Annotated in this window: 13 protein-coding genes; 7 read left to right on the plus strand and 6 right to left on the minus strand. The window is 73.0% G+C overall.

The window, feature by feature from the left end; translation table 11 throughout:
• Positions 1–108: 108 nt before the first annotated feature.
• Complete coding sequence (locus ACFV2J_RS19890; protein ID WP_385091609.1) at positions 109–504, minus strand: hypothetical protein; 396 nt, start codon at positions 502–504, stop codon at positions 109–111.
• A 132-nt stretch (positions 505–636) separates the two neighbouring features.
• Between ACFV2J_RS19890 and ACFV2J_RS19895 the strand changes: the two genes are divergently transcribed.
• Positions 637–1,041, plus strand: a complete 405-nt coding sequence (locus tag ACFV2J_RS19895; RefSeq protein ID WP_385091606.1) for a DUF1992 domain-containing protein — start codon at positions 637–639, stop codon at positions 1,039–1,041.
• 73 nt (positions 1,042–1,114) lie between these two features.
• Here ACFV2J_RS19895 and ACFV2J_RS19900 read toward each other — a convergent pair whose 3' ends face one another.
• Positions 1,115–2,017, minus strand: a complete 903-nt coding sequence (locus ACFV2J_RS19900; RefSeq protein WP_385082578.1) for a hypothetical protein — start codon at positions 2,015–2,017, stop codon at positions 1,115–1,117.
• Between the two features lie 14 nt (positions 2,018–2,031).
• Complete coding sequence (locus tag ACFV2J_RS19905; RefSeq protein ID WP_385082579.1) at positions 2,032–2,676, minus strand: hypothetical protein; 645 nt, start codon at positions 2,674–2,676, stop codon at positions 2,032–2,034.
• 336 nt (positions 2,677–3,012) lie between these two features.
• On the opposite strand from ACFV2J_RS19905, the gene ACFV2J_RS19910 reads away from it, so the two are divergent.
• A complete protein-coding gene (locus tag ACFV2J_RS19910; RefSeq protein WP_385082625.1) occupies positions 3,013–3,501 on the plus strand; it encodes a GNAT family N-acetyltransferase in 489 nt (162 codons plus the stop codon).
• Between the two features lie 96 nt (positions 3,502–3,597).
• Here ACFV2J_RS19910 and ACFV2J_RS19915 read toward each other — a convergent pair whose 3' ends face one another.
• Positions 3,598–5,763 carry a DHA2 family efflux MFS transporter permease subunit gene (locus ACFV2J_RS19915; RefSeq protein ID WP_385082580.1) on the minus strand — a complete coding sequence of 722 codons (2,166 nt, stop codon included), beginning with the start codon at positions 5,761–5,763 and terminating at the stop codon, positions 3,598–3,600.
• Positions 5,764–6,356: 593 nt separating this feature from the next.
• Between ACFV2J_RS19915 and ACFV2J_RS19920 the strand changes: the two genes are divergently transcribed.
• On the plus strand, positions 6,357–7,022 hold the full coding sequence (locus tag ACFV2J_RS19920; RefSeq protein WP_385082581.1) for a peptidoglycan-binding protein: 666 nt from the start codon (positions 6,357–6,359) through the stop codon (positions 7,020–7,022).
• A 454-nt stretch (positions 7,023–7,476) separates the two neighbouring features.
• On the plus strand, positions 7,477–7,836 hold the full coding sequence (locus ACFV2J_RS19925; RefSeq protein ID WP_385082582.1) for a hypothetical protein: 360 nt from the start codon (positions 7,477–7,479) through the stop codon (positions 7,834–7,836).
• Positions 7,837–7,952: 116 nt separating this feature from the next.
• Here the strand turns inward: ACFV2J_RS19925 and ACFV2J_RS19930 are convergent, their stop codons facing one another.
• Positions 7,953–8,612: an HAD family hydrolase gene (locus ACFV2J_RS19930; RefSeq protein ID WP_385082584.1), complete on the minus strand. Its 660-nt coding sequence runs from the start codon at positions 8,610–8,612 to the stop codon at positions 7,953–7,955.
• A 224-nt stretch (positions 8,613–8,836) separates the two neighbouring features.
• On the minus strand, positions 8,837–9,418 hold the full coding sequence (locus ACFV2J_RS19935; RefSeq protein ID WP_385082586.1) for a TMEM165/GDT1 family protein: 582 nt from the start codon (positions 9,416–9,418) through the stop codon (positions 8,837–8,839).
• A gap of 448 nt (positions 9,419–9,866) precedes the next feature.
• On the opposite strand from ACFV2J_RS19935, the gene ACFV2J_RS19940 reads away from it, so the two are divergent.
• The 3 genes from ACFV2J_RS19940 to ACFV2J_RS19950 all read left to right on the plus strand — a co-directional run.
• Positions 9,867–10,511, plus strand: coding sequence for an HNH endonuclease family protein (locus ACFV2J_RS19940; protein WP_385082587.1), 645 nt, complete (start codon positions 9,867–9,869; stop codon positions 10,509–10,511).
• 105 nt (positions 10,512–10,616) lie between these two features.
• On the plus strand, positions 10,617–12,293 hold the full coding sequence (locus tag ACFV2J_RS19945; RefSeq protein ID WP_385082588.1) for an alkaline phosphatase D family protein: 1,677 nt from the start codon (positions 10,617–10,619) through the stop codon (positions 12,291–12,293).
• A gap of 335 nt (positions 12,294–12,628) precedes the next feature.
• Positions 12,629–14,158: FAD/NAD(P)-binding protein (locus ACFV2J_RS19950; protein WP_385439781.1), on the plus strand; the 1,530-nt coding region annotated here is incomplete at its 3' end.

The raw sequence follows: 14,158 nt of genomic DNA on the forward strand, positions 1-14,158 counted from the left end.
GCGGGGCCGCCGTGGGGGGGGCCGGTGGGGTCGGGGGGGGGCGGCCGGGGCCGCGGGCCCCCCTCTGAGCGCCGCGCCCCCCCCGCGCCGCCCCCCCGCTCCCGGGCCCTACCGCTCGTGGTAGAAGCCCACGTTCACGCTCTGCGGACCGGTGCGGTCGAAGATGACGATCTCTCCGGAGCTGCCCGCGGGGAGCTGCTCCGTCCCGCCGTACGGGACGGCCCGGGTCGGCATCCCGGCGAAGGTCAGCCGGACCTCGGAGGAGGGGTCCGGGCGGGAACCGTGCAGCCAGGTGACCTGCCAGGAGCCCTCCGGGCCGCACAGGAACTCCAGGTGGACCCGGGAGACGAACAGCCAGTCGTCGGGGGTGGCGAGCCGGCACACGGTCCGGTCCCGGCCCACCCGCAGCACGGCGCCGGGGTCGCTCGGTGCGTCGGCCATCAGCATTCCGGCCGTCGCACCCGCGTCCGCCCCGGTGACCGAGGCCATGGTGAGTTCGAGCACGTGCGCTCCTTCGCGTTCCGGTGAATCCGCCCACCGGTTCGATCGTCCTGGTGCCGGGCGTGGTTGACGCGCCGCCGCCGCATGATAATTCGCCCGATCGTCCGCTCGGGCGTCCTCCGGCACAATGGACGTATGACCGAGCGCAAGCCACCCGGCGTCAGCTTCGAGTCCTGGGTCGACCGGCAGATCCGCGAGGCGGAGGCACGCGGTGAGTTCACGGACCTCCCCGGCGCGGGAAAACCGCTGCCCGAGGTGACCGACACCGCGTACGACGAACTGTGGTGGATCAAGCGGAAGATGGCCCGCGAGGGCCTGTCGGTGCTGCCCCCGACACTCGCCCTGCGCAAGGAGGCCGAGGACGCGCTGGCGGCGGCGTCGGCGGCGCCCTCGGAGCGGACCGTGCGCCGGATCGTCGAGGACATCAACGCCAAGATCCGCGAGGTCATGTTCAAGCCGCCGCCGGGCCCGCCGCTCGGCCTCAAGCCCTACGACGTGGACGAGATCGTCCGGGACTGGCGCGAGCGCCGGGCCGGGTGACCCCGTCGACGCGTGAGGCCGCGCCCCGGAACATGGTCCGGGACGCGGCCTCACGATCGCCGTGCGGTGCGGGTCAGAGGTGCAGCAGACGCTCCGTGACCTCGCGGTAGTCCCGCAGGGCCAGGCGCAGTTGCTCGGTGTCGGACGCCTCGTCCGCACCGGCCTTCTCCCAGGACGTGCGCAGCGTGCGCCGGCGCCGGGTCATCGCGTCCGTGAACTGCGCCGTGAGCTCCTCGAGGACATGGTCGGCCTCCTCGACGGACGCCCGCGGACCGTCGACGAACCCGCCGACCGCGTGCCGCATCCGCAGCGCGTACTTGTCGCACGCGTCGTGCGACAGCAGCGCGGTGTCGTCCGCTCCGGAGACGCCGTTCTCGCGTGCCGTGCCCGGGGCGTGCGCGCCGGCACGGACGGACTCGCGGGAGCTGTCTCCGGCGCGCCCGGCGGACGGGGCCGGGGTCTCGGTCCCGGTCCCGCGGGAACCCTTGGGCTCACGAGAAGTCGTGGCCTCACGGGAGCCCAGCGGGACCGGCGTCACGTGCTCGCCCGTGGTGGATGCGGCCCGGTCCGGTGTCTCACGGTGATCGTCCGCGGTCGCGCCGGACGGGGCCGCGGTCTGACGGGAGGGCGTGGGGAAGGGGGTGCGCGCCGCCGTGTCACGCTCACCGGCACCGGCTGCCCGGTCCGGCGTCTCGCGGCGGGTCTCCGCGGCCTCGCGGCCACGACCTCGCTCGTCCCCTCGTACCGCCGCGCCCTCGGTCCTCGCGGCCTCGGTCCTGCTGGTCCCGTCCTTCTCGGCCCCGTCCTTCTCGGCCCCGGTCCTCTCGGCCCGGGTCCTCTCGGCCTCGGTCCTCGCTGTCGTCTCGTTCCGCGGGGTCGTCTCGTTCTGCGGGGTCCGCGCGGCGGGTGTCGCCTCCGTGTCGCCCTTCAGCACCTCGCGGCGGGTCGCCGTGTCCTTGGCTTCGTCCGGTGTCATGTCGTTCACCTTCCTCAACTCCCCTTCACCTGGCGCCTGGTGAGCGCCCACGGCGTCCGGGATCGGTTGTCGGGAGCCGGGTCCGGCCGGTCGGCGGCGGTGTCCTGACGCTTCGTGGACACCAGCTCCTCGAAGAGGCCGCGGGCCTCGATCATGGCCTCGCGGAGTTCCTCGGTGCCGACGCGGTCGTCCGGGGTGGGGCTGTACGTGGCCTCGTGAACCCGCCGGTAGCCGTGGACGCGGTGTCCGTGGTGGACCGAGAGTGCCTCCAGCCGCTCCTCGTAGCGCTCGCCGTCGGGGAAGCCACGCTCACCGGCCACCTCGCCGAGCAGGCGGTCCGCGTCGGCCACCGCGTCCTGCGGCGAATCGACGAAGCGTTCCTGGGCGGCCGTCCAGCGGGCCGTGTACTGCTCACGGGCCGACGCCTCCAACGGGCGCCGCCGCAGGGAGCCGTGCCGCTTGACGCGCTCGGCGAGGTCACGCTCGGCGGCCCTGGCGTCGCCGTCGTGCCGGGCGACGGCCCGGTCGTATTCGGGCCCGAAGCGCCGCCGCAACGTGCGTCCGCCCTGCGGCCTGCGGGCGAGGAGGGTCAGGGCGGCTGCGACAACGGCAACGGCCGCCACGATCACGATCAGAGCGATGATGACGCCTGTGGACATGGATGCCTTCCGGGGTTTCTCGACCCAACGGGCCGGTTCGCGGATCGGGTTGCCCGGAAGTACGCCTTCAAACGGGGCCCGCCGCCCCGGGTCCCGCCCGCCGCGGGGCCGGTTCACCGGAAACCGGTTGCGGACCCGGTCCGGTGCCTCGTGACAATGACCGCCATGACCCGTACCGGTACCCCCACGACGAACGACACCACGAACGACCCGAGGAGCGGCACGACGAGGGACACGGCGAGCGACACGGCGAGGGGTCGAGAGGGGGGCCGAGAGGGAGGCAGGAGAGGCGACGCGACGAACGGCGCGGCCGGCCCCGCCCCGGCTTCCTGGACGATCGCCCCCGAGCCCTTCGACTCCCCCGCCGCCGCGGCGCTGTGGCGTGCCTACTACACCGAGGTCAGCGACCGCTGGTACCTGCTGCACGAAGGCCGCGCGACCGATCCCGGAGAACTGGAGCGGAAGATCGCCGCGAGCACGGGGGCCGAATTCGCCGCGCCCACCGGAGTCCTGCTGGTCGCCCGGTACGACGGTGAACCCGGGGGCATGGCGGGCGTGCGGATGCTCGACGCCGTCACGGGTGAGCTGAAGCGGGTGTTCGTGCGGCCGCCGCTGCGCGGCCGGGGCGGCGCGGCCCTGCTGCTCGCCGCGGCCGAGCGGGCGGCACTCGGTCTCGGCGCCCGGAAACTGGTCCTCGACACCCGCGCCGACCTCGTGGAGGCGCGCACGCTCTACGCACGGCACGGCTACGAGGAGACCGGGGCCCACAACGACGACCCCTACGCCGACCACTGGTTCACGAAGCGGCTGCGGGCGCCCTCCTGATCTGTCGTCGCGGCGGCGTCGGGGTGCCGGGCGCGGGCCGGTGCCGGGAGGGTGTGGGGCGGGTGCGGGTGGGGGTGGGGTGCGGGTTGGGTGCTGTCAGGTGATCGGTCCCTGCGGGCGCGGCACCGAACCGTCGTGCGGGCGCTCCGCGTCCGAGCCCGACATCTCCGCGTTCAGCGCCTCGACCAGCTTGACCAGATCCGTCGGGCGGTCCGGACCCCACCAGTCGCCCAGCAGTTCGGCGAGGGACTCCTCACGGGCCTTCGCCAGGTTCCCCGCGGCCTCACGGCCCTCGTCGGTGAGCACCAGGTCGAGACCCTCCCGGTCCACGAGGCGGCGCACCTCCAGCTGGCGGGCCGCGGCGAGCACCACGGGCAGCGGTACGGTGCTGCGCTCGGCCAGCTGCGCCGGCTCCGCCCAGCCGTACTTCTTGATCCTCAGCAGCAGCCAGCTCGCGGCGGGCAGCAGGTCGTACCCGGACCGCGCGGTGATCTTCTCGTAGATCGCGCGCCGTCCCTCCCGGGTGCCCAGCACCGACAGCGCGCGGCACACCTCGTCGTACGACGACCGCTCCACCGGATTGGTGGCGAGCGTCTCGGTGATGTCCGGCGCCGTGACCGACCCCCGCAGTTTGTCCTCGCGCAGGAACCAGGCCAGCACGAAGCCGAGCAGGGCGACCGGAGCCGCGTACAGGAAGACGTCGGTGATCGACGAGGCGAATGCATGCAGGACGGGCTGGCGCAGTGCGGGCGGGAGGCCCGGGATGCCCTTCGGGTCGGCCTTGAGGCTGTCCGGGGAGATGCCGGGCGGCAGCTGCCGCCCGCTCAGCGCGGCCGTGAGTTTGTCGCCGAGGCGGTTGGCGAAGACGGTGCCGAAGATCGCCACGCCGAACGAGGCGCCGATGGAGCGGAAGAAGGTCGCGCCGGAGGTGGCGACGCCCAGGTCCTCGTACGAGACCGCGTTCTGCACGATCAGGACCAGCACCTGCATCACCAGGCCGAGGCCCAGGCCGAAGACGAAGAAGTACGCGCTCATGCGGCCGGTGCTGCTGTGCTCGTCGAGCTGGTGCAGCAGGAGCAGGCCGATGGTGGTGATGCCGGTGCCGGCGACGGGGAACACCTTCCAGCGGCCGGTGCGGCTGACGATCTGGCCGGAGACCGTGGACGAGAGCAGCAGCCCGAACACCATGGGCAGCATGTGCACGCCCGACAGGGTGGGGGACACGCGCTGGACGACCTGGAGGAAGGTCGGCAGATAGGTCATCGCCCCGAACATCGCGAAGCCGACGATGAAACTGATCACGGCGGAGAGGGTGAAGGTCCGGATGCGGAACAGTTTCAGGGGCAGGACGGGTTCGGCCGCGCGCCGCTCCACGCCCACGAACACCACGGCCAGGGCCACGCCGAGCACGGCGAGGCCGATGACCTGCGGCGAGCCCCAGCTCCACGTGGTGCCGCCGAGCGAGGCGACCAGGACCAGACAGGTGGCGACCGCGGCGATGAGGAAGGTGCCGAGGTAGTCGATGACGTGCTTGTCGCCCTTCCCGGGGATGTGCAGGACGGCCGCGATCACGACGAGCGCGACGGCGCCGACGGGGAGGTTGATGTAGAAGACCCAGCGCCAGCTGAGCTGCTCGGTGAAGAGTCCGCCGAGCAGTGGGCCGAGCACGCTCGTCGCGCCGAAGACGGCGCCGAACAGGCCCTGGTACTTGCCGCGGTCGCGGGGCGGGACGATGTCGCCGACGATCGCCATGGACAGCACCATCAGGCCGCCGCCGCCCAGGCCCTGCAGGGCCCGGAAGCCGATCAGCTCGCCCATGTTCTGTGCCATGCCGCACAGCGCCGAGCCGATCAGGAAGATCACGATCGCGGCCTGGAAGAGCTTCTTGCGGCCGTACTGGTCGCCGAGTTTGCCCCACAGCGGGGTGGCCGCGGTCGAGGCCAGCAGATAGGCGGTGACCACCCAGGAGAGGTGCTCCAGGCCGCCGAGGTCGCTGACGATGGTGGGCAGCGCGGTCGACACGATCGTCTGGTCCAGGGCGGCCAGCAGCATGCCGAGCAGCAGTGCGCCGATCGAGACGACCACGCCCGCGTGCACCGTCTCCTTGGCGTCGGCGGCGGCCGCGGAGCGCCTTCGCTCGGCGGACTCGTTCACGGTGTACGGGGCGGTGCCGGCGTTCGCGTCCTGCGGGTCTCCGTACGTGTCACGCTGCGCGTCTCCCTGTCTGTCTCCCTGTACGCCGCCGGGTATGTCGCCCGTCATTCGCACCTCCCGTGGGCCCCTGGGTCTCGGTCACCCTCCATGGTGGTCGGTATGTCCGTTTGCGGCCTGTCGAGCCGGAGGGAGGAGTTCCGGGGGCTCCTGGAAGCGGGCGGGGGACATCCGGATAGCCTCGGGGCCTCAGCGGGGGATCTTCAGGGGAGGGGACCCAAGGCGTGACTGATCCGAACGGGCATGTCTGCCCGGAGTGTGCCGTGCCTCGGGCGGGGGACGGGACGCCGTCCTGCGCCTGCACGCTACGCGCGTCCGACGCTCTGCGGGACGCCCGTACGGCGGAGGCGGCCGCGGCGGAGGACTTCGATCCGCTGCGGATACGTCCGTATGTGGAGCTGGGCGTGGCGGGTGCCGGGGGTGAGACCCCCGGCACCGGGAGTGGAAGCGGGGACGGGGGCGGAGGCGCCGGCGAGTACGAGGGCGAGGACGCTTCGGCTCGGACGATGCGGTTGGGGAGGGTGCCGGCCGATGACACGGTGGCGCTCTTCCGGGTCGAGCAGGGGGTGCCTGCGGGTCCGGGTGGGGGTCCGGGTGTCGCTGCGGGTGCGGGTGTTGGTGCGGGTGTTGGTGCCGGTCCGGCTGTGGGTGCGGGCCGTGCCGGCCTGGCCGAGGAGCAGCCGAGGCCCCGTCGCCGGCGGACCGTGCTGCTGGCCGCTTCCGGTGTCGTCGTGGCCGTCGTGGCGGCGGGGTTCGTGAGTGGGCTCTTCTCGTACGACGCCCCCGCGCGGGACGGGGCGCTGCCGGACGAGGTGAGGGCGGGCGTGCCCGATCCGTCGGCGACGTCCGGCTCGGGCTCGGTCCCGGCGTCGGCGTCCGCGCCTCGTTCGTCGCGATCGGCGGTGGCGGTGGCGCCGTCCGGCACCGGCCCGTCGCCCTCCGCGTCGGCGTCGACGGCGTCGGCCTCGCCCACCTCTTCGGCTTCGCCGTCGCGGTCGCCCAGGCCGTCGCAGTCCCCCGAGAGCCCCGCGACGACCGGCTCGGCGGCGCCCGGACAGGAGACCGCGCCCTCGAACGGACAGCTGTCGGCGACGCTGCGGCGCGGTGACCGGGGTCCGGAGGTCACCGAACTCCAGCTGCGCCTGCACCAGCTGTTCCTCTACAACAGCAGGGCCGACGGCGACTACTCCCGTCAGGTCGAGGACGCCGTACGCCGCTACCAGTGGGCCCGCGGCATCAGGGGCGACGAGCAGGGCGTGTACGGGAGGGCGACGCGGGCGAGCCTCGAATCGGAGACGCGGGAGCCGTAGCGGCTGGGTGGGGGGCCGGGGGCGGGGCGGTACGTCGAGGGTGTCGCCGCCGGATCAGACGGAGCCCGGGCAAGCGACCCGCAGCTCGATCCGAACGTAAGCGACACCCTTACGACGCACCGCCCCGCCCCCTCCCGCCGTCCGGACGCCTGCGGGAACGACCATCCGAGCGACCCGCCACCACAGACGCCAACGGCCACCACCGACATCGACGGCCACGACCAACACCGACGTCCGGTGGCGGCACCGGTGACTGGTGGCGGGGACGCGGCCGGTTGTGCAGCCGGCAGGGCCCGTATAACCGGTCGACGTCCTGCTCTTGATCGGGTTGGCTGGGTGGCATGCGAGAGCTGTGGGCGGCGACGAGTGCTCGGCAGGGTCTCCCGCAGGGATCGCCCGACCACCCCCCGTAGGTACCTCTGGAAAGCCCCAGAGGGCCCTATGGAGGCTCTCGATGTCCCGAACCGTCCGCACAACTCCCAGGCGACTGCGTGTCCAAGGCGTCACCTCGGAGTCCATGTCCCTGTACGACCTGCGCTACACGCACGGTGAGCTGGCTCAGGCCGCCCGCGAGGGCCGTCGCCCTGCCCCTACGAAGACGCTGCGTCGGATCGTCTCCTGGCAGTGGATGGCGCTCCACTGCAGGAAGGGCTCGTTCTCCGACGAGATCGCTACGGCTGAAGGCCGGGCCCGGCTACAGGTCCGACTCGAGGTCCAGCGGATCCGCGGACTGCACCACGCCGGCCACGACCTTGACGACGCGGACATCCCTCCGGTCCGCCACCGTCACGGCGGGCTCTGGAATGCCTGGTAGACACGAAGCGCCCAGGACAGCCCCATCTGGGGCCGCCCGAGGGCGGCCCCACCGGAGGGCCCCGGCGCGGAGCCCTCTGGGATGGGGCGGGCAGGGGCGCCGCGGGCGAGGGGCGGTCAGCTGATGTGCAGCCGCAGGGAACCGTCGTTCACGTGCTCCACCCGTATCTGCGTCAGGTCGCGGACGAGGACGTCGGGGCGGTGGAAGCCGGCCCGCGGTCCGACCCCGACCACCCGCATCCCGGCCGCCCGCCCGGCCGATATCCCCGCACCGGAGTCCTCGAAGACGACACAGTCCTCCGGTGCGACGCCCAGCTCGGCGGCGCCCTTCAGGAACCCCTCGGGATCCGGCTTGCTCGCCCCGACGGACTCGGCGGTCACCCGCACGTCGGGCAGTCCGAGCCCGGCGGCAGCCATCCGCGCACCGGACAGCCCCACGTCCGCCGAGGTGACGAGCGCGTGCGGCAGCCCGGCGAGCGAGGCCAGGAACTCCGCGGCACCGGGGACGGCGACCACGCCGTCCAGGTCGGCGGTCTCCTCGGCGAGCATCCGCGCGTTGTCGGCGTGGTTCTGCTCCATGGGCCGGTTCGGCAGCAGCACGGCCATCGAGGCGTACCCCTGCCGCCCGTGGACGACCTTCATGACCTCGTCCCCGTCCAGCCCGTGCCGGTCGGCCCAGCGGCGCCAGCAGCGTTCGACGACGGCGTCCGAGTTGACGAGGGTGCCGTCCATGTCGAGCAGGAGGGCGCGGGCGGTCAGAACGGTGGTGGCCGTCATCGGCAGGCTCCAGAAACGCGGGGGAGAGAACGCGGGGAATGATGGGAAGGAACGGGGCCCGGGATTGCCGCCGGTCAGACGCTCGGCGCGGGTCCCCCGGAGGGACAAGGCGGCCCCGCCCGCCGGTCAGGGAGTGCGGACGGGAGCCACTTTGTTTCTCTACGATACAAAATGGACGGCCCCGGCGCCACCGCTTCCGCCGCGACCGTACCGCTCCGGCCGGATCAGGCCGCCACCGCCTCGTACAGACTCCACACCCCGAGCGCCAGCATCAGCACCGCGGCGACCTTGGTGATGAGCTCCAGCGGCACCCTCTTCATCAGCGCCTTTCCACCGACGATGCCGAGACCTCCCACCGCCCACAGCGCGAGCACCGCGCCGAGGCCGACGGAGAGCGGGTCATCGTAGCGGGCCGCGAGATTCGCCGTCATGATCTGCGTGAGGTCACCGAACTCGGCGGCCAGGATGAGCATGAAGCCGGCCCCGGACACCTTCCAGAAGGTCTGGTTCTCGGGCTTGCGGATCTCCTCGTCGTCCTCGCCCCTCTTCAGGAGCAGCACGGCGGCACCGGCGAGGAAGAGCACACCCGTGAGCGCGTGCACGATCTGCTGCGGCAGCAGGGTCAGGACGCTGCCCGCCGCGACGGCGAGCGCGACATGCACGGCGAAGGCGGCGGCGACGCCCGTGAAGACGTACGAGGCGCGGTAGCGGGTGCCCAGGACGAGCCCGGCGAGCGCGGTCTTGTCCGGCAGTTCGGCAAGGAAGACGACACCGAAGACGAGCGCCATCACGGTGATGCTGATCAAAATCCCTCAATCGGTCGGGGCCGCCCCACCGAGAGTGCTGTGACTGTGACGCGACACCTCGGCACGGCAGCACACATGGGCGCCCTCGCGTCCGTGGACGCGCGGGCGGTGCACTGCGTTGCCGAAGGTCTCGCCGGCCGGCCTCCGCGGACCCGTGGGTCACGGTCGAGGCCTGCCTCCGGGCGCCGGCTCAGACGAGCTGAGCAGTATGTCGACGGTCCGGCGAAGAGCTACTCCCCTTCTGCGCCGACCACTCTACGGGACGGCGGAAAGGGCGGGTAAGGGCCGAAGGTCCCATGTGCCGAGGGCCTGCGATCCGTGACGTCACAGGTATGGGCATGTCATGAGCACGTCACTAGCCTCTTACCTGCTGCACCCCTACCGGAAACGAGCCGGCGCAAGCATGAGCCCGCTCGCTCCAACGTCCCCCCACTCCAAGGGAGTTCGCATGCCGAAGGTCTACGCGCGTCGACGGCTGAGCATACTCGCAGCCTTCACCGGCCTGATAGCCATGGCCGGGATATTCACCGGCCCGACCGCCTCCGCCGCCCTGCCCACCCCGGTCAGCGCCGACACCGCCCGCACCTACCTCGCCTCCCTCTCGGTGAAGACGGAGAACCGGACCGGCTACAACCGCGACCTGTTCCCCACCTGGATCACCATCAGCGGCACCTGCAACACCCGTGAGTACGTCATCAAGCGCGACGGTTCGAACGTCGTCACCAACTCCGCCTGCACGGCCACCAGCGGCAGCTGGCACTCCGTCTACGACGGCGCCAACTGGACCGCCGCCTCCGACCTGGACATCGACCACCTCGTTCCGCTGGCCGAGGCCTGGGACTCCGGTGCCAGCGCCTGGACCACCGCGCAGCGTCAGGCCTTCGCCAACGACGTGACCCGCCCGCAGCTCGTCGCCGTGACGGACAACGTCAACCAGCAGAAGAGCGACCAGGACCCGGCCGAGTGGATGCCTCCGCTCAGCTCGTACGCCTGCACCTACGTCCGCGCCTGGGTCCAGGTGAAGTACTACTACAACCTCGCCGTCGACTCCGCCGAGAAGGCCAAGCTGAGCTCCGTCCTCAGCGGCTGCTGAGCCGGCGCCGGTCCCCCCACCTCCGAAACCGGCGCGCTTCGCGGAACCTCCCCGCTCCCCTCCGTCGTTCCGTACCGTACGGGGCGACGGAGGAGGGTGATCACCATGGCGGAGCTGCTCCTGGGGCCGCTGTTGAGGTACGTCGACGGCTCGTCCGCGACCTTCTGGGTCGAGGCGAACCGTCCGTGCAGGGCCGAGGTGCGCTGCGCGGGCGGCGCCCGCGGCGAGGCGCGCACGTTCCAAGTGGCCGGACACCACTACGCGTTGGTGCCGGTGGACGGACTGACACCGGGCACGGTGTCCGCGTACGAGGTACTGCTGGACGGTGTCGGCGTCTGGCCGCTGCCCGACTCGGCCTTCCCGCCCTCGGTCGTCCGCACCCCGGACGGACAGGACGCGGTCCGGGTGACCTTCGGCTCCTGCCGCTGGGCGGCTCCCCCCGCCGACGAGAAGGACCCGGTGGGCCCCGACGCCCTGGACACCCTCGCGCGGCGCATCGCCGCCGCGCCGGACGGCGAACGCCCCGACGTCCTGCTGCTGTTGGGCGACCAGGTGTACGCCGACGAGGTCTCGGACGCCACCCGCGCGTGGCTCACCGCCCGCCGCAGCCTCGCGGACCCCCCGGGCAGCCAGGTCGCGGACTACGAGGAGTACACCCGCCTCTACTACGAATCATGGCTCGACCCCGAGGTCCGCTGGCTGCTGTCGACCGTGCCCAGCTGCATGATCTTCGACGACCACGACGTCATCGACGACTGGAACACCAGCGCCGCGTGGGTCTCCGACATCCGGGCCACGGGGTGGTGGCGCGAACGGCTGCTGTCCGGCCTGATGTCGTACTGGGTCCACCAGCACCTCGGCAACCTCTCGCCGCGCGAACTGGCCGAGGACCCCCTCTACGCCGCCGTCCGCGAGACCCCCGACGGCACGGACGTGCTGCGCGGCTTCGCCGCCCAGTCCGACGCCGACCCCGCCTCCGTACGCTGGAGCTACCGCCGCGACTTCGGCCGCGTCCGGGTGCTGATGGTGGACACCCGGGCGGCCCGGGTGCTGGCCGAGGACGAGCGGGCGATGCTGGATCCGGGCGAGGCCCGGTGGCTGCGCGAGCAGGCGCTGGACGCCCCCGGCTCGTACGACCACCTCCTGATCGGGACCTCCCTGCCCTGGCTCCTCCCCCACCTGGTGCACGACGCCGAGACGTGGGACGCCGCGCTGTGCCGGGGCGGGCGGGGCGCGCGCTGGGCCCGGTTCGGGGAGAAGCTGCGCCGCGGCGCCGACCTGGAGCACTGGGCGGCCTTCCCGGCCTCCTTCGACGCGCTGGCCGGGCTGCTGGCCGAGGCCGGTTCGGGTCCGGACGCGCCGGCCACGGTCTGCGTGCTGTCGGGAGACGTCCACCACGCCTACGTCGCCGAACCCGCCTGGCCCGAGGGCGCGTCCGCTCCCGACGCCCGCGTGCTCCAGCTCACCTGCTCCCCCGTCCACAACTCCATACCGCTGTACATACGGCTCGGGTTCCGGTTCGGCTGGAGCGCGCTGGGCCGGGCTCTCGGCCGCCGTCTGACCCGGCACGGCGCCTGCGCGCCCCCCGCCGTCAGCTGGCGCAGGACGGGCGGCCCCTGGTTCGGCAACCAGCTCATGACCCTGACCCTGCACGGGCGTTCCGCCCGGCTGCGACTGGAGCACGCCCGGGCGGGGCGGCGAGGCGGAGGCGGGGCCGGAGGCGGTGGCAGGAACGGGGGCGCCCGGCTGCGGACGATCGTGGAGTCCGATCTCACCTCGTGAGGCGGGGAGTTCGGGGGCGTGAGTTCAAGAAGCCGTGAGTTCGGAGGACCGTGGGTTCGCGGCTCGCGGAAGCTCTCCCCCGGCCGTCCCGGACGTCCGCAGTCGTCTGCGGTCGTCCGCAGTCGTCCACGGTCGTCCGCAACCGCCCTTTGCAGGCGGTGTATACGGTTGTCGCTCGCGTCGCCCGTGATGCGCGTGACGCATCACACAGCGGGCGGCCGTCCGGTCGCCCGGGGGTCGGCTCCCGGGCCCCGCGACGGCATGATGAGGCGGACCGTCCGCTTCCAGCGGGCAGTTCGCCGCCATGCGCCCCACCATGTCCGGGAGTCACACCCTTGTCTGCACCGACCGCGGAATCCGCAGGGCCCGCCGAGCCGACCGAGGTCTCCGTCGCCGTGGTGGGCGCCGGACCGCGGGGTACGAGCGTCCTCGAACGTCTCTGCGCCTCCGCGCCGGAACTCCTCCCGCCGGACACCCGGCTGACCGTCCACGTCGTCGACCCGGCATCGCCAGGCCCCGGACGCGTCTGGCGCACCGCGCAGTCGCCGCACCTGCTGATGAACACCGTGGCCTCGCAGGTGACCCTCTTCACCGACGACAGCGTGGACTGCTCGGGTCCGGTCCGCCCCGGGCCGAGCCTGCACACCTGGGCGGCCGGCGACCTGGGTCCGGACGAGTACCCGACCCGCGCCCACTACGGCCGCTATCTGGAGTGGGTGTTCGCCGAGGTGGTGCGGGCGGCGCCGGAGGCGGTCCGGGTCCGTACGCACCGGGCGCGCGCGGTACGGCTCGACGACGGCCCCGGCGGCCGCCAGACCCTCACCCTCGACGACGGACGCGTGCTGCCGGGGCTGTCCGCGGTGGTGCTCGCGCAGGGCCATCTGCCGGTGTCCGCGGACCGCGGCCGGCGCGACCTCGCCGCGTCGGCGCGACGGCACGGCCTGCGTCACGTCCCGCCCGCCAATCCGGCGGACGTGGACCTCTCCGCCCTCGCCCCCGGCGAGCCCGTCCTGCTGCGCGGGCTCGGCCTCAACTTCTTCGACCACATGGCGCTGCTGACGGCGGGCCGCGGCGGCCGCTTCACCCGGACCCGCCGGGGCCTGCGCTACCACCCCTCGGGCCGGGAGCCCCGCCTGTACGCGGGCTCCCGCCGGGGTGTCCCCTACCAGGCCCGCGGCGACAACGCGAAGGGGCCGTACGGTCGTCACACCCCGCTCGTCCTCACCCCCGACACCATCGCCCGCTTCCGCGGGCGCGCCGGCTCGGGCGAGGCACCGGACTTCCTGGGCGAGATATGGCCGCTGGTCGCGAAGGAGGTCGAAACCGTCTACTACGAGGGGCTGTTGAGGGGGCGGGGGAGACTTCGCGGCGGTCCGGCGGGCTTCAGGGACCGCTTCCTCGCCGTGCCCCACGGCGACCCCCAAGAAGCCTTCCTGCTCGACGAGTTCGACGTGCCGGGGGCCGACCGCTGGTCCTGGGACCGCATGTCGCGTCCGTACGGCGGGCGCGCCTTCACCGATGCCGGGGAGTGGCGCGGCTGGCTGCTCGCCCATCTGCGCGAGGATGCCGCGCAGGCCGCGCTCGGGAATGTCGAGGGCCCCCTGAAGGCCGCCCTGGACGTACTGCGCGACCTGCGCAACGAGGTGCGGCTGATCGTCGACCACGGCGGTCTGCGGGGCGGGTCGCGCCGGGAACACCTGGACCGCTGGTACACGCCGCTGAACGCCTTCCTGTCCATCGGGCCGCCCCGCCGACGCGTCGAGGAGATGACCGCGCTGATCGAGGCGGGCGTCCTGGACGTGGGGGGGGGGCGGGGGGCCCGGGGCGCGCCGGGCGGGGGGGCGGGCTGGCCGCCACCCCCCACA

The organism is Streptomyces sp. NPDC059668 (assembly GCF_042734135.1).
Lineage (GTDB): Bacteria > Actinomycetota > Actinomycetes > Streptomycetales > Streptomycetaceae > Streptomyces.